This window comes from Sulfitobacter indolifex, assembly GCF_022788655.1.
Taxonomy (GTDB): Bacteria; Pseudomonadota; Alphaproteobacteria; order Rhodobacterales; family Rhodobacteraceae; genus Sulfitobacter; species Sulfitobacter indolifex.
The window spans coordinates 3009513-3023590 of record NZ_CP084951.1; the positions used below are offsets into that span (position 1 = coordinate 3009513).

Below are 14078 nucleotides of genomic sequence, written 5' to 3' on the forward strand. Positions count from 1 at the left end.
GTCAGATGAACCTGATCGCAGAGATCGAGGCGGAACAAGTCGCCGAACTGGGGAAAGAGATCCCCGACTTCCGTGCCGGTGATACCATTCGTGTTGGCTTTAAAGTCACCGAAGGCACCCGCACCCGTGTGCAGAACTACGAAGGCGTCTGCATTTCGCGCAAAAACGGCCGCGGCATTGCCGGGTCTTTCACCGTGCGTAAAATTTCCTTTGGCGAAGGTGTGGAGCGTGTGTTCCCGCTGCATTCGACCAACATCGACAGCATCACAGTAGTGCGCCGTGGCCGCGTTCGTCGCGCCAAGCTGTACTACCTGCGCAGCCGTCGCGGTAAATCCGCACGTATTGTCGAAAACGCCCACTACAAGCCGCTCTCGGGCGCGAAAGTTTAAAGGACAGGTCGATGAAAGCCGATACACATCCCGAATACCACATCATCAACGTCAAAATGACCGACGGCACTGTTGTGGAAATGAAATCGACTTGGGGCAAAGAGGGCGACCAGCTGTCGCTCGACATCGACCCCTCCGTGCACCCCGCATGGACCGGCAGCACAGGCCGGATCATGGATACCGGTGGCCGCGTGTCGAAGTTCAAGAACAAATACGCAGGTCTGGGCTTCTAAGCCTTTTTCCTCATTGCGAAAACAATGGCGCGGCCCCTGCGGGTCGCGCCTTTTGCGTTTAAGGACGGGATGAAAGCGAGACCGGGCGTTTCGGGCTGGCGAGGTGCACGGTATTTGCAAAAGGATGAAGTGGGGGGGGGCAGTCACGTGCCGTTTAGAGCAGCGCGTAACTGGCAGCCGGGGTCAGAGGCGGCGCTCTTGTAGGGCGGCTTGGGCACCGTAACCGTGTAGATGGGAGAGAACCGCGCCGTAGACGATCAGCAAATAGGCAAGAAGCTCTATGCCTTCTTGGACGGTGGTTTTAACTTGTGGATCATAGGCGCCCGCCATGACCGCCTCCCATAGGGTGCCAGTGCCGAAGGTGCGCGAAAAGAAGAGCAGCAGCACCACGCCGATATAAACAAAGGTGGCCGAGCGCGTTTGTAGGTGGTGCAGCATTGGCAGAAGGGTCGTCCCCCGGTTGCGCCAGGCGATCAGACAGCCCACCGTCAGCGTCAACAGCGCGGGGTAAATCCAAAAACCGTGTTGGATACGGTCCAGCACAACGTCATATTCGCGCAAAAACATGCAGGCAAAAAGCGTTGCCACCAACGTCAGATACCCCCGCATGCCCACATGCCGGTACGCCCCAAGCACAAAGATCGCGACAGCGACAGCCAGAAACACGTTGTGCAGGTGCTCTGTCAGCGACTCTTCTGAGACGCCGTCACCCAAGACTGTTGTATCGAGATAAACCGTAACCGGCACCAGCGCCACCAGCAGGCACACAAGTGCGAACTCAGCAATCACCGCCCCCAGCGACGGCAGCACGCCGCGCGCGGTCCTTGGCTTGAAATTGCGTGATGTGCCGGGGGTAGGATCTGCCATAGGGGGGCCTTGCTTCAACGGTTACTCTGACCCCCTCTGGGGCAGCAAAACGCGGTGGTACACTACGCCTCTGACAGTGAAAATAGGGCAAATCTCTCTGATGTCCAAAAAGCGGCAGAGCTGCCACGGTCTGGCTTTACAAGCTCCCTCGCCACTTTCCAAAGCTGAGAACCCTACATATAGTGTGGCTCAACAATATCCTGCTGAAACGGCGGGCGCGAAGGGACAGCAGAATGGCGCATATCATCGTCGTCGGTAACGAAAAGGGCGGCGCGGGAAAATCGACCGTTTCCATGCATGTGGCAACGGCTTTGGCGCGTCTAGGGCATAAGGTCAGCGGCTTGGACCTTGACCTGCGGCAACGGACTTTTGGCCGCTATATTGAGAACCGCCGCGATTTCATACGCGAGGCTGGCCTGACACTGGCGAGCCCCACTTTGTGTGAGCTACCAGACGTCGAGGCCAGCACCCTGCGCCCCGGTGAGAACATGTATGATCACCGTCTCAGTGCCGCCGTGGCCGAGCTGGAGCCCGACAATGATTTCATTTTGATCGACTGCCCCGGCTCGCACACCCGGTTGAGCCAAGTTGCCCATTCGCTGGCGGATACGCTGATCACGCCGTTGAACGACAGTTTCATCGATTTTGACCTTTTGGCCCATATCGACGCCAACGGTGAAAAGATCACCGGGCCGTCCGTCTATTCCGAAATGGTCTGGAACGCCCGGCAATTGCGGGCGCAGGCCGGGCTTTCGGCGATTGACTGGGTCGTGGTGCGCAACCGTTTGGGTGCGCAGCGGATGGTCAATAAGGAAAAGATGGAACGCGCGATTGGCAACCTTAGCAAGCGGATCGGCTTTCGCACCGCACCGGGATTTAATGAGCGGGTGATCTTTCGCGAGCTGTTCCCGCGCGGTCTGACGCTGCTTGACCTCAAGGATATCGGGGTGAAGCAATTGAACATCTCAAACATCGCCGCGCGGCAAGAGCTTCGCGATCTGATTAAGGCGCTGGAACTGCCGGGCGTGACTGCCGACTTTTAAAGTTAGTGGTGGGGCAGCGGCGCCACCACGCGGCGGCGGCGAGCGAGGGCGAAGAGGTTCGATAAGAACAGCGCCCCCAGCACAATCGCCCCGCCGATCAGCGCATAGATGCCCGGGTCTTCGCCCAGCACGGCCCAGACAAGCAGCGGTGCAAGCACGGATTCCAAAAGCACCAGCAGGCCCACTTCGGCGCTTGAAATATAGCGCGGCCCAAGGGCGATCAGCCCTGCGCTGGCCGCCATAAAGACGGCATAGAGCAGCATTTGTGGCAACTCTGAGCCGGGCATCTGCAAGGGTTGCGCCACGGGAAGCAGCACCAGCCCCGCCAGCAGATAAGCCAGCGCAACCGCCGGCACCATGGACACCGCCCGCGCGTGCCGCGCCGCTGTCAGTGCGCCTGCGAAAATGGCTGAGATTGCCAGCGCCAAGAGATCGCCCGCGCGCGAGGCATTCTCGGTCTCGCCTGACCCGAATGCAATTACTGCCAGCCCCGCCAGCACTGCGGCAATGGTCAGGAACATGCGGCGGCTGATCGGCTCACCCAGAAAGACCCGGCTATAGATCGCGGCAAAGACTGGGAGCGAGGCGAGGATGAATACGACATTCGCCACCGACGTCAGCCGCACCGCCAGCACAAAACCCACCCCGGCACAGGCAACGCCACCGACATAGATCGCGCTGGCCCATCCGGCCCGGTGCAGAGCGCGAAACGGTGCGGTGCCCTGCGCCACAAGCACGCCTGTGCCAATCGCCACCCCCACCAATGTCACCTTCCAAAACGCCAGCGTCAGCATCGGCGCGTCGATAACCCGCACGAAAAGCGCTTCGGGAACGATGCACATCACCCCGAGAAAGGTGAGCAAGAGGCCTTTGGTTTGATCAGTCATGCGCCATCGGTGGCGCTTCCCGCCGCTTTAGTAAAGCCCCCCGGGCCTGCTTCTGACAGCTTGCGCAGCGCCCGCCGCAGAACCTCGGCCTCGGCGGGATCAAGTGCATCCATCAATGCCGCATCATAGCGCCGTGCGACGGCGCGCAGATCGTCATAGGCCGTTTGGCCTTGCCGGGTCAGAGACAGATACTCAACCCGGCGGTCATCCTCGTTGCGGGTGCGGTCAACAAAGCGGCGCTCAGTCAAACGGTGCACGGCGCGGCTGATCTTGGTTTTATGCATCCGCGCGCGCTGGCCGATGTCGCTCGCCGTGAGGCGGCCATAGAGGCCAAGATGAAACAACACCCGCCACTCTGTGCGCAGCATGCCGTAGCGATCCTTATAGATCTGCTGAAACTCCAGCGAGGACGCCTCTGCCGCTTGGTTCAGAAGATAGGGCAGGAATTGCTGCAATTGAAATTCGTCAGTTTCCATATCAGGCCGCTTGTTAGTTACAAATACAACTATTACAGTTGCAACAGATTCTGCAAGGGGGCACAGATGACCGACCATTCAAAGCCATCGACGATGACAACCGCGGCCACCACCTCGGGCACGCATCCGGGCTACATGCCCGGTTTCGGCAATGATTTTGAGACAGAGGCCCTGCCCGGCGCGTTGCCGCAAGGCATGAACTCCCCGCAGAAATGCAACTACGGCCTCTACGGCGAACAGCTTTCCGGCACCGCCTTTACCGCGCCGTCCCATCAGAACGAGCGGACATGGTGCTACCGCATCCGCCCGTCGGTCAAACATTCGTCGCGGTATGAGCGGATCGACCTGCCCTATTGGAAATCCGCCCCGCATGTGCCGCAGGATGTGACCAGCCTTGGCCAATACCGCTGGGATCCCGTGCCCCATTCCGATGTGCCGCTGACCTGGCTGACCGGCATGCGCACCATGACGACGGCGGGCGATGTGAACACCCAAGTTGGCATGGCAAGTCACGTCTATCTGGTCACCGACAGCATGGTTGATAGCTATTTTTACTCCGCCGACAGCGAGCTATTGATCGTTCCGCAGGAAGGCACCCTGCGGTTTTGCACCGAGCTCGGCGTGATGGACATCGCCCCGCAAGAGATTGCCATCATTCCGCGCGGGTTGGTCTACCGTGTCGAAGTGCTCGACGGTCCGGCGCGGGGGTTTGTGTGTGAGAATTACGGCCAGAAGTTCCACCTGCCCTCGCGTGGCCCGATTGGCGCAAACTGCATGGCCAATCGGCGCGACTTCAAAACTCCCGTGGCGGCCTTTGAGGACCGCGAAGCGCCCTCGACGGTGACGATCAAATGGTGTGGCCAGTTCCATGAAACCAAGATTGGGCATTCGCCGCTCGACGTGGTGGCATGGCATGGCAATTACGCCCCGGTGAAATACGACCTGAACACCTATTGCCCCGTCGGCGCGGTGCTCTTTGACCATCCCGACCCATCGATCTTTACCGTCCTAACTGCCCCTTCGGGCGTCGAAGGCACTGCCAACATCGACTTCGTACTGTTCCGCGACCGCTGGATGGTGGCCGAGGATACCTTCCGCCCGCCGTGGTATCATAAAAACATCATGTCTGAGCTGATGGGCAATATTCACGGCCAGTATGACGCCAAGCCCAAGGGTTTTGTTCCTGGCGGGATGAGTTTGCACAACATGATGCTGCCGCATGGGCCTGACCGAAATGCCTTTGAGGGCGCGTCTAACGCTGAGCTTGCACCGCATAAGCTCGACAATACGATGTCGTTCATGTTCGAGACCCGCTTTCCGCAGCATCTGACCGAATTTGCTGCCAAAGAAGCGCCTTTGCAGGATAACTACATCGACTGCTGGGAAAGCTTGGAAAAGAAATTCGATGGCACACCGGGCAAGAAGTAAGCCCGCCTGCCCCTTGAAAGGACCGACATGACCCTGATGACCTCTTGGGTGGAAAGCGCTAACAGCGCTGATACCGATTTCCCTCTCAACAACCTGCCTTACGGCGTTTTTACGACAAATCGGCTGGAGGCGCGCTGCGGTGTGGCGATTGGGGATCAGATCCTCGACATGGCCGCTTTGGAGGAAGAGGGCCTTATCACCCTCGCCGAAGAGCCGGTGTTTGACGTGCCCTATTGGAACGACGTGATGGACCTTGGCCCAGCGGCATGGGCATCTTTACGTGCGCGGCTGATTGAACTGCTCAGCGCCGATGCCGCTGATCAGGCCACCGTCGCGCCGCATCTGGTGCCGATGGCCGATGCCCGTCTGCACATGCCCATGATGGTCTCGGAATACACCGATTTCTACGCGGGCAAGCACCACGCGACCAATGTCGGCACGATGTTTCGCGGGGCCGAGAATGCCCTGCCGCCGAATTGGCTGCACATTCCGATTGGGTACAATGGCCGCGCCTCGACCGTCGTCGTCTCGGGCACTGCGATCACGCGGCCCAATGGCCAGCTAAAAGCGCCCGACGCCGATACCCCGCATTTTGGCCCCTGCCAGAAGCTCGATATTGAACTGGAAATGGGCGCGATCGTCGGCACCTCGACCGAGATGGGCCAGCCGATCAGCATCGAAGAAGCGGACGAGATGATCTTTGGTTATGTGCTGCTGAACGACTGGTCGGCGCGGGACATTCAAGCATGGGAATACCAACCGCTCGGCCCGTTTCAGGCCAAAGCCTTCGCCACGTCGATCTCCCCATGGATCGTGAGCCGTGACGCGCTTGAGCCGTTCCGCACCTCCACGCCAGAGCGCGAGAAGGACCTGCTGCCCTACCTGCGCGAAGAGAAGCCGGGCCTCTATGACATCGACCTGTCGGTGCTGATCCAGCCCGACGGCGGCGAGGCCGAGGAAATCGCCCGCACCAACTACCGCGAGATGTACTACTCCGCCGCCCAGCAACTGACGCATCATGCCTCTTCGGGCTGTGCGATGAACGCGGGCGATTTGCTAGGCTCCGGCACGATCTCCGGCCCTGAGAAATCGCAACGCGGATCGCTGCTGGAACTGTCGTGGGGTGGCAAAGAGCCTATCACCCTGAAGGACGGCAGCAGCCGCAGCTTTGTCGAAGACGGCGACACGCTGACCCTCACCGGTCACGCGCAAGGCAACGGCTATCGCGTCGGTTTCGGCAGCTGCACCGGCAAAATCCGCCCGGCAATCGACTTTTCCTGAACACATGAACGCGCCCTGACCGCCAGGCAAACCAAGACAGAAGGACATCACATGGCCAAGCAATTCGCATCCCAAGGGGACATGACCGAAAAGGAAATCTCTTTCACCGAGGTCGGAGAAGGTCTCTATGCCTTCACCGCCGAGGGCGATCCGAACTCTGGCGTCATCATCGGCGACGACAGCGTAATGATCATCGAGGCGCAGGCGACCCCGCGTCTGGCGAACAAGGTCATCGAATGCGTCCGCTCGGTTACCGACAAGCCGATCAGCCATGTGGTGCTGACCCACTACCACGCGGTGCGCGTGTTGGGGGCATCGGCCTTTGGCGCGCAGCAAATCATCATGTCCGAGAAGGCCCGCGCCATGGTTGCTGAGCGCGGCCAAGAAGATTGGGACAGCGAGTTCGAGCGTTTCCCGCGTCTGTTTGAAGGCCATGAAAGCATCCCCGGCCTGACATATCCCACCACCACCTTTAACGGGCGGATGAGCGTCTATCTCGGCAAACGCCGGGTCGACATCATGCAGCTTGGCCGCGCCCATACGGCGGGTGATGCGGTGATCTATGTGCCCGATCAAAACGTCATGTTCACCGGCGACATCGTCGAATACCACTCTGCCTGCTATTGCGGCGATGGGCATTTCCACGACTGGCCCGGCACGCTGGAACGCATCCGCGCCTTTGACCTAGACGCAATTGCACCGGGCCGAGGCGACGCGCTGATTGGCCGCGATATGGTCAACGCCGCGATTGACAGCACCGCAGACTTCGTCCGCTCCACGTACCGCCCGGCAGCACGCGTGGCTCTGCGCGGCGGCACGTTGAAAGAGGCATGGGACGCTGTGCGCGCCGAATGTGACCCCAAGTTCGGCGACTATGCGATCTATGAGCACTGCCTGCCCTTCAACGTCGCCCGCGCCTATGACGAAGCGCTCGACATCGACACCCCGCGCATCTGGACCGCCGCCCGCGACAAGGAGATGTGGGAGGCGCTGTCGGAATGAGTACGCGCTGGTTACATCTAAAACTCGCAGGTACCAAGGCCGCCGTCGTGCTGCGCGATGAAGGGCGGTCTTGGCTGCATTGGCTGCGCTCGTCTGACCATCACCGAGCACGGTGGAGGTTGGTCTGGGCTTCACTGATCCTGCTGGCGGTGATTGCCGCCCGGACGCTCGTGACCTAACAGCAAAGGAGCTGCCATGGCCTATGCCTACACCCCTTTCCCCTACAGCCCCCCGCCCGGCCTGACCGCGCCCGAGCCGCGGCATCCGGTGGTGATTGTCGGCGCTGGCCCCATCGGCCTGTCGATGGCGGTGGACCTGGCCCTGCGCGGCGTGAAATCTGTGGTGCTCGACGACAACAACGTCGTCTCCCTCGGCTCTCGGGCGATCTGTTGGGCGAAACGGACGTTGGAGATTTTCGACCGTCTGGGCATTGGTGAGCGGATGCTGGAAAAAGGCGTGACGTGGAAAGTGGGCCGCCAGTTTCACGGCGACCGAGAGGTGTACAACTTCGACCTTCTGCCAGAGCCGGGGCATAAATACCCGGCCTTTGTGAACCTCCAGCAATACTATGTCGAAGAGTATCTTGTGGAACGCGCGCAGGATTTCCCCGATCTGATCGACCTGCGGTTTCTCAACAAGGTCACCGATCACAAGGGCCACACCGATCACGTCGAACTGACGGTTGAAACGCCGGACGGGCCATATACGCTGGAAACCGACTGGTACATCGCCTGCGATGGCGCAGGCTCCGCCACCCGCAAACGCATGAACCTGCCCTTTGAGGGGCAAACCTTCGACGAACACTTCCTGATCGCCGATGTGGAGATGGAAACCTCTCCCTTCGGCGATCATGACACGCCCGAGCGCTGGTTTTGGTTCGCCCCACCTTTTCACAACGGCCAATCCGCCCTGCTGCACAAACAACCTGACAATATCTACCGCATTGATCTGCAACTGGGGCCAGAGACCGATCCAAAGGCTGAGGCGACCGAAGAGAAGGTCGTGCCGCGCCTTAAGCAGATGCTGGGCGATGCGCCTTTCCGGCTGGACTGGATGAGCGTCTACAAATTCCGCTGCGCACGGTTGGTGAAGTTCGTGCATGACCGCGTGGTCTTTGTTGGCGACAGCGCGCATGTGGTCAGCCCCTTTGGCGCCCGCGGCGGCAATGGCGGGGTGCAGGATGTCGATAACCTCGGGTGGAAGCTTGCCGCCGTGGTTCATGGCGATGCGCGACCCAGCCTGATTGAGACCTATGACATCGAGCGCGGCCATGGCGCGGATGAGAACATGCGCAACTCGGCCCGTGCGACGAACTTCATGACGCCAAAATCACCCATCGAAGCGCTGTTTCGCGATCAGGTGCTGACCCTTGCCTCAGAACATCCCTTTGCGCGCAAGCTGATCAATTCAGGCCGCCTGTCGCAACCCTGCTCTCTGGCGCACAGCCCGCTGCAAACCGCTGGCGACGCGCCGCTACGCCCCGGCAGCGCCCTGATCGACGCGCCGCTGATTGGGGCGCGGGGCGAAAGCTGGCTGCTGCGCGAAGTGCAGGGACAGTTCACCCTGCTGGCAGTCGGAGAGATTGCGGCCCCCGAAGTTCCCGGCCTTGACCGCATCGGCGTCGGCCAATCGCATGACCGCTATCGCTGCTTTAACGATCACCAAGGCCACGCGCAGCGACGCTATGGCAGCGGGTTTCTCTATCTGCTGCGCCCCGATGGCCATGTCTGTGCCGTCTTTAACCAGCCCGACAGCGCCGCAATCGCCCGTGCCTTTGACCGCGCAAAAGGAGCCGCCGCATGATCCTTGATGACAATCTCGGGCCCGAGGGCGATTGCGTTTATGCAGCCTTAATGGCCGCGCACGAAGGGCTGAGCGAAGCCGAAAGCCATTCCCTGAATGCACGATTGGTTCTGATGCTGGCAAATGAGGTCGGCGATCCCGCACGGCTTGAGGCGCTTTTCAAAGCAGCGCGCAGCTTGGCGTGAGCCACTCGTCTGCTCAATATTTTCCATAAAAATCCCGCTTGTCGGGCCGACATCCTGCGCTAGCTTTCTGTTCAACTTCCGGCGACAGACTTGACGCAACACGTCTGATCGGCAGACTAACACCCCGCGCCCATCTCAAGAGGCGCAAGAAACGCAGGTCAACTGCATCACCTGGCCCGACCAAAACTCGGGATTTGCGGCGCCCCCGGCCACCGCGCCAACAGAGAGGAAAATCATGAAATTTTTGACACGCACCGGAAAACCGCTGCCGCAATCCGTGCTAAATTCAGCCGAGAACGCCAAGAAAGATCCCGTCAATAGGCGCGAATTTCTGGCGATTGCCAGCGCCTTCGGGGCCACGTCTGCCACGGCCTACGCGATGCTTGGCATGGCTGCGCCTGCGCGCGCTGCGGCCCATGCCAACCTCAAGGAAGGCGGCACTGTGCGGATGCAGATGGAGGTGCGTGCTCTGAAAGACCCGCGAACCTACGACTGGTCGCAGATCGCGAACTTCAGCCGCGGCTGGCTGGAATATCTCGCGATTTGGGAAAATGACGGCACCTTCACCCCCGGCCTGCTGGAAAGCTGGGAAATCAATGATGACGCCACCGAATACACGTTGAACGTCCGCAAGGGCGTAAAGTGGAACGACGGCAGCGATTTCACCGCTCAAGACGTGGCGCGCAACATCGAAGGCTGGTGCGACAAGTCGCTCGAAGGCAACTCCATGGCGGGCCGTTTCGCCACGCTGGTCGACGAAGAGACCGGCAAAGCCATCGAAGGCGCAATCGAGGTGGTCGATGACCACACGGTTAAGCTGAAGCTGCCCAAATCCGACATCACGCTGATCCCCGGCATGGCAGACTATCCCGCCGCGATCACGCCCGAGGGTTTTGACCCCGACACCATGTTGGAAAACCCCAAGGGCACCGGCCCCTACCTGCCCGAGTCGCTCGAAGTGGGCGTGAAAAGCGTGCTAGTGAAGAACCCCGATCACACTTGGTGGGGCACAGAAGTCTTCGGTGGGCCTTACATCGACCGTCTGGAATATATCGACTACGGCACCGATCCATCCGCATGGATTGCCGCAGCCGAAGCCGAAGAGGTTGACGCGTTCTATTCCATGGAAGGCGAATATATCGACGTGATGAGCACGCTCGACGGCTGGAACGAGAACGAGATCGCTTCTGCGGCGACGATCGTGATCCGCCCCAACCAATTGGCCGAAGTGGACGGCAAGAAGCCCTATGAAGACAAGCGCGTGCGCAACGCGCTGCAACTCGCGGTCGATAACGCCGTTCTGCTGGAACTGGGCTATGCCGGGCGTGGGATCGTGGCCGAAAACCACCATGTTGGCCCAATGCACCCCGAATACGCGGAAATTGAGCCACCCAAGACCGACCCCGAAGCCGCCCGCGCGCTGATGGAAGAAGCCGGCATGGCCGATTATGAGCATGAGCTCTTTTCGATCGATGATGCATGGCGCAAAGACACGACCGATGCCGTCGCGGCCCAGCTGCGCGACGCGGGCATCAAGGTAAAGCGGACCATCCTGCCCGGTTCGACCTTCTGGAACGATTGGGTGAAATACCCCTTCTCCTCCACCAACTGGAACGCGCGGCCTTTGGGCGTTCAAATCTGGGCGCTGGCCTACCGTTCGGGTGAGGCATGGAACGAGTTTGGCTATGCCAACCCAGAGTTCGACGCGCTGCTTTCTGAGGCGCTGGCCACCGCTGATGTCGACGCACGGCGTGAGATCATGGCGCGGGGTGAGAAGATGCTGCAAGACGATGGCGTTACAATCCAGCCCTACTGGCGCTCGCTTTACAACCACACCCGCGAAGGGCTGGTTGGCGCAGGTCACCACATCGGGTTTGAATATCACCCGGCGCGGATGGCTTGGGCAGAAGAGTGATCATCCGCTAAATAGAAATACAAAGGGCCGCAGCGATGCGGCCCTTTTTCTTTGTGAAGCGTAGCCTCAGCCGCCGATCAGGTCTTTCGCCATCATCATATGCACGCCCTTTTCGCGGTTGACCGTCTGGGTGATGCGCAGATCCCCGGCCAGAGAGCACAGCACATAGGCGTCCTCCCGGCTGATCCCCGCGCGATCTGACACCAGCGTGATCATCTGGCGCAATGCCTTCTCGGCGCAGCGGTCAAGGTCAGGGGCCATGCCCATGGTGATGACATGCGTCGGCGTCTCTGCCTGAGGATAGGAGAGCGTGCGGTCCTTCAGCACCGTCAGGCGAAAACGGCCTTGCAGCGCGGTCTCAATCGCGGTGACACAGACCTCACCATCGCCCTGCGCGCCATGCCCGTCCCCACAAGAGAACAGCGCCCCTTCGTTGAACACCGGCAGGTACAGCGTGCTGCCCGCGACCAGTTCTTTGTTATCAAGGTTACCACCATGCTTGCGCGGCTCAATGGTGGCGATCCGGCCCCATTCGGGCGGCGGGGCCACGGCCATGACGCCAAAGAACGGGGCCAAGGGCAGTTCCAACCCCCAAGGCAGCCGTGCTATGCCCCGCTCTGCGTCCAATGGGATATTGGTGTGATAGCTCTCAGTGAAATCCTGCGGCAACGTGCCTGCAAGCGGGCGAATGAAGTTATATCCCCAGTCCTGCCGCAGCGCGACATCAAGGATATCAACTTTGAGCACATCACCGGGCATCGCGCCTTCGACGGCCACCGGGCCGGTCAGGATGTGACCGGGCAGCGGCGGCGGGCCAGCGTTGTGAATGTCGTAAAGTTCGGGCGGCACATGGAAGCCTTCCGGCGGCAGGCAGTTCGGTGCGCCAGAGACGGTGTTGATGATCACTTCCTGCCCGCTTTTGATCGTCAACGCGGCGGGGCGCTTGGCTTCAAAATATCCCCAATGGCAAGTCTCGGGTGCTGCGTTGAGTGTCGCGGTCATGAATTCGCTCCTTCGTTCGCTAGAATACCTTCGATCAACACCTGAACCCGCAGCGCCTCTTGTGGCGTGGCAAGACGGTTTGGCTTGCCCGCCATCAGCAACGCCATGTCATCAAGCTGTGCCTTAAGGCTGCTCGCGCGGGTATCGGTGGGGGCGGAATTGGTGGGGGCGAACTCTTCACCGGTTGAGACCGTATCCATCGCAAACTCAGAGATGCGGCGGCTGGCTGTCGCCCCTTTCACGGTCACTTCCTGCCGATCTGGCTGCGCACCGCCGACAGAGCCGAGGATCGAAACCGGCAGCCCCTTGGCATTGACCAACCGCGCGGCCACATGGGTTTCGCAAAGTTCGTCATCTGGGTATTCGGCATGAGCCCATTGCAGCGTCAGCGGCCCCAGCACACGTTCACTGAGGAACAGGAAATGCGAGATCACCTCGCGGGTCATCCCCCCCTCTTCGGCAAAGCGCAGCCAGTCCGCATCGCGCTGCCACGCGCGGGGCCACGCCGGGTAAGTCACAATGATATCGATGCCGCAGAGGTCGCCAAGCGCGCCTTCGTCGATCGCACGCGAGAGGTCTGTTAGCGCCGCCCCTGCCGCTTGGGTAAAGTTGACCGCCACAGGCACGCCTGCTGCTTCCAACTCGGCCACCAGCGCGCGGCTTTCGGCGATATCCACGCCGAGAGGTTTTTCAAGGAATATCGCCTTGCCTGCAGCGGCAGCTTCGAGTGCATAGGCTTTGCGTGGCACCGGGGGGCAGGCGAGATAGACAAGATCGACATCGGCCATCGCCTCGGAGGCCGTGGCCGTCGATGCCGCACCGGGCGCGACGGCACATGCAGCCTCGCAGGCGTTAGGGTTCGGATCCCACATGGTGGCGACCGTGAATTCAGGGTGCAGCGCCATGTTCTCGGCCATGCGCCGGCCCATGATCCCCAATCCGATTACCGCAGTCCTGATCGCCATCTGAATCTCCCTCATTTTACAGCGCGATAAGACGCTGCATTTGGGGGAACTTCAACTGCGCCCGAGGCGCTTGTTTTAGGCGAGGTCGGCGCGCACCAAAGGCTCAATCACACGGGCCAACTCTTCCGGCGCAGATTGGCTTTCGAACACATCCGCGATGGTGAAGACACAGGTGAACGACCCTTCGAAACACAGCACCCCATTCTGGCGGGCCTTCATGCCGAAAGTGATAGACTTGTTGCCCAGTCGGGTCGGGTAGGTCTCGCACATTAGCTTGTGGCGCGGGGTAACTGGGCTGCGGAAATCCATTGACAGGTTCACGAAAGGCGTGCCGATGTTGCGGTCGATCTGAAGCTGGAACCACCCGTCGCCGTCGAAATGCGCCTCCCACCACGCGTTGATCGCATCGAGCGCGAAATAGGGTAGCCGCGCGGTATAGGCGATCTGCGCCGGGTCACAATCGCCCCAGGTGACGTTGATCTCGTGAACGAAGTTTTCCGTGGTCATAAGGCTGCCTTCATCTGCTCAGGCCTACGCAGTGCCGCGCGGGACGTTGGCTATCTTCTATCCCTTCCAGCACGGCGTGCAACCCGAGGGCAAAC

At 60.4% G+C, this 14078-nt stretch carries 16 protein-coding genes; 10 read left to right on the forward strand and 6 right to left on the reverse strand.

The window, feature by feature from the left end; all coding sequences use genetic code 11:
- Positions 1-5 precede the first annotated feature (5 nt).
- On the forward strand, positions 6-389 hold the full coding sequence (gene rplS / locus DSM14862_RS14700) for a 50S ribosomal protein L19 (RefSeq protein ID WP_007118063.1): 384 nt from the start codon (positions 6-8) through the stop codon (positions 387-389).
- An 11-nt stretch (positions 390-400) separates the two neighbouring features.
- Positions 401-622, forward strand: coding sequence for a 50S ribosomal protein L31 (gene rpmE, locus DSM14862_RS14705; RefSeq protein WP_007118064.1), 222 nt, complete (start codon positions 401-403; stop codon positions 620-622).
- A gap of 183 nt (positions 623-805) precedes the next feature.
- Here rpmE and DSM14862_RS14710 read toward each other — a convergent pair whose 3' ends face one another.
- On the reverse strand, positions 806-1489 hold the full coding sequence (locus DSM14862_RS14710) for a hypothetical protein (RefSeq protein WP_007118065.1): 684 nt from the start codon (positions 1487-1489) through the stop codon (positions 806-808).
- A gap of 233 nt (positions 1490-1722) precedes the next feature.
- On the opposite strand from DSM14862_RS14710, the gene DSM14862_RS14715 reads away from it, so the two are divergent.
- A complete protein-coding gene (locus DSM14862_RS14715) occupies positions 1723-2532 on the forward strand; it encodes a division plane positioning ATPase MipZ (protein ID WP_007118066.1) in 810 nt (269 codons plus the stop codon).
- 2 nt (positions 2533-2534) lie between these two features.
- Here DSM14862_RS14715 and DSM14862_RS14720 read toward each other — a convergent pair whose 3' ends face one another.
- Positions 2535-3419 carry a DMT family transporter gene (locus DSM14862_RS14720; RefSeq protein WP_007118067.1) on the reverse strand — a complete coding sequence of 295 codons (885 nt, stop codon included), beginning with the start codon at positions 3417-3419 and terminating at the stop codon, positions 2535-2537.
- On the reverse strand, positions 3416-3895 hold the full coding sequence (locus tag DSM14862_RS14725) for a MarR family winged helix-turn-helix transcriptional regulator (RefSeq protein ID WP_007118068.1): 480 nt from the start codon (positions 3893-3895) through the stop codon (positions 3416-3418). Before DSM14862_RS14725 ends, DSM14862_RS14720 begins: the two co-directional genes overlap by 4 nt.
- A 66-nt stretch (positions 3896-3961) precedes the next feature.
- Here DSM14862_RS14725 and hmgA point away from each other — a divergent pair, with 66 nt between their 5' ends.
- The 7 genes from hmgA (at position 3962) to DSM14862_RS14760 (ending at position 11509) form a co-directional block, all read left to right on the forward strand.
- The gene (gene hmgA / locus DSM14862_RS14730; protein WP_007118069.1) at positions 3962-5323 is read left to right on the forward strand and encodes a homogentisate 1,2-dioxygenase; all 1362 of its coding nucleotides are present in this window, start codon (positions 3962-3964) and stop codon (positions 5321-5323) included.
- A gap of 27 nt (positions 5324-5350) precedes the next feature.
- Complete coding sequence (gene fahA, locus DSM14862_RS14735; RefSeq protein WP_007118070.1) at positions 5351-6604, forward strand: fumarylacetoacetase; 1254 nt, start codon at positions 5351-5353, stop codon at positions 6602-6604.
- A gap of 51 nt (positions 6605-6655) precedes the next feature.
- On the forward strand, positions 6656-7606 hold the full coding sequence (locus DSM14862_RS14740; RefSeq protein WP_007118071.1) for an MBL fold metallo-hydrolase: 951 nt from the start codon (positions 6656-6658) through the stop codon (positions 7604-7606).
- Complete coding sequence (locus tag DSM14862_RS14745) at positions 7603-7785, forward strand: hypothetical protein (protein ID WP_007118072.1); 183 nt, start codon at positions 7603-7605, stop codon at positions 7783-7785. Before DSM14862_RS14740 ends, DSM14862_RS14745 begins: the two co-directional genes overlap by 4 nt.
- Before the next feature lie 16 nt (positions 7786-7801).
- Complete coding sequence (locus DSM14862_RS14750; protein ID WP_007118073.1) at positions 7802-9409, forward strand: FAD-dependent oxidoreductase; 1608 nt, start codon at positions 7802-7804, stop codon at positions 9407-9409.
- Entirely contained in the window at positions 9406-9594 is a 189-nt protein-coding gene (locus tag DSM14862_RS14755) for a DUF2783 domain-containing protein (RefSeq protein ID WP_007118074.1), read from the forward strand. Before DSM14862_RS14750 ends, DSM14862_RS14755 begins: the two co-directional genes overlap by 4 nt.
- Before the next feature lie 235 nt (positions 9595-9829).
- Positions 9830-11509: an ABC transporter substrate-binding protein gene (locus DSM14862_RS14760; RefSeq protein WP_007118076.1), complete on the forward strand. Its 1680-nt coding sequence runs from the start codon at positions 9830-9832 to the stop codon at positions 11507-11509.
- Between the two features lie 66 nt (positions 11510-11575).
- Here DSM14862_RS14760 and DSM14862_RS14765 read toward each other — a convergent pair whose 3' ends face one another.
- The 3 genes from DSM14862_RS14765 to DSM14862_RS14775 all read right to left on the reverse strand — a co-directional run bounded on the left by DSM14862_RS14765 (position 11576) and on the right by DSM14862_RS14775 (position 13983).
- Positions 11576-12511: an acetamidase/formamidase family protein gene (locus DSM14862_RS14765; RefSeq protein ID WP_007118077.1), complete on the reverse strand. Its 936-nt coding sequence runs from the start codon at positions 12509-12511 to the stop codon at positions 11576-11578.
- Entirely contained in the window at positions 12508-13476 is a 969-nt protein-coding gene (locus DSM14862_RS14770; protein WP_007118078.1) for a Gfo/Idh/MocA family protein, read from the reverse strand. The genes DSM14862_RS14765 and DSM14862_RS14770 overlap by 4 nt, the downstream gene beginning before the upstream one ends.
- A gap of 75 nt (positions 13477-13551) precedes the next feature.
- Positions 13552-13983: an acyl-CoA thioesterase gene (locus DSM14862_RS14775; RefSeq protein ID WP_007118079.1), complete on the reverse strand. Its 432-nt coding sequence runs from the start codon at positions 13981-13983 to the stop codon at positions 13552-13554.
- Positions 13984-14078: the final 95 nt, after the last annotated feature.

What these genes read in the sequence shown, in the direction of transcription:
- DSM14862_RS14725 (WP_007118068.1), bottom strand. Translation starts at nt 3,895, where the DNA reads ATGGAAACTGACGAATTTCAATTGCAGCAATTCCTGCCCTATCTTCTG.
- rpmE (WP_007118064.1), top strand. Translation starts at nt 401, where the DNA reads ATGAAAGCCGATACACATCCCGAATACCACATCATCAACGTCAAAATG.
- rplS (WP_007118063.1), top strand. Translation starts at nt 6, where the DNA reads ATGAACCTGATCGCAGAGATCGAGGCGGAACAAGTCGCCGAACTGGGG.
- fahA (WP_007118070.1), top strand. Translation starts at nt 5,351, where the DNA reads ATGACCCTGATGACCTCTTGGGTGGAAAGCGCTAACAGCGCTGATACC.
- DSM14862_RS14775 (WP_007118079.1), bottom strand. Translation starts at nt 13,983, where the DNA reads ATGACCACGGAAAACTTCGTTCACGAGATCAACGTCACCTGGGGCGAT.
- DSM14862_RS14715 (WP_007118066.1), top strand. Translation starts at nt 1,723, where the DNA reads ATGGCGCATATCATCGTCGTCGGTAACGAAAAGGGCGGCGCGGGAAAA.
- DSM14862_RS14765 (WP_007118077.1), bottom strand. Translation starts at nt 12,511, where the DNA reads ATGACCGCGACACTCAACGCAGCACCCGAGACTTGCCATTGGGGATAT.
- hmgA (WP_007118069.1), top strand. Translation starts at nt 3,962, where the DNA reads ATGACCGACCATTCAAAGCCATCGACGATGACAACCGCGGCCACCACC.
- DSM14862_RS14760 (WP_007118076.1), top strand. Translation starts at nt 9,830, where the DNA reads ATGAAATTTTTGACACGCACCGGAAAACCGCTGCCGCAATCCGTGCTA.
- DSM14862_RS14755 (WP_007118074.1), top strand. Translation starts at nt 9,406, where the DNA reads ATGATCCTTGATGACAATCTCGGGCCCGAGGGCGATTGCGTTTATGCA.
- DSM14862_RS14745 (WP_007118072.1), top strand. Translation starts at nt 7,603, where the DNA reads ATGAGTACGCGCTGGTTACATCTAAAACTCGCAGGTACCAAGGCCGCC.
- DSM14862_RS14740 (WP_007118071.1), top strand. Translation starts at nt 6,656, where the DNA reads ATGGCCAAGCAATTCGCATCCCAAGGGGACATGACCGAAAAGGAAATC.
- DSM14862_RS14770 (WP_007118078.1), bottom strand. Translation starts at nt 13,476, where the DNA reads ATGGCGATCAGGACTGCGGTAATCGGATTGGGGATCATGGGCCGGCGC.
- DSM14862_RS14750 (WP_007118073.1), top strand. Translation starts at nt 7,802, where the DNA reads ATGGCCTATGCCTACACCCCTTTCCCCTACAGCCCCCCGCCCGGCCTG.
- DSM14862_RS14710 (WP_007118065.1), bottom strand. Translation starts at nt 1,489, where the DNA reads ATGGCAGATCCTACCCCCGGCACATCACGCAATTTCAAGCCAAGGACC.
- DSM14862_RS14720 (WP_007118067.1), bottom strand. Translation starts at nt 3,419, where the DNA reads ATGACTGATCAAACCAAAGGCCTCTTGCTCACCTTTCTCGGGGTGATG.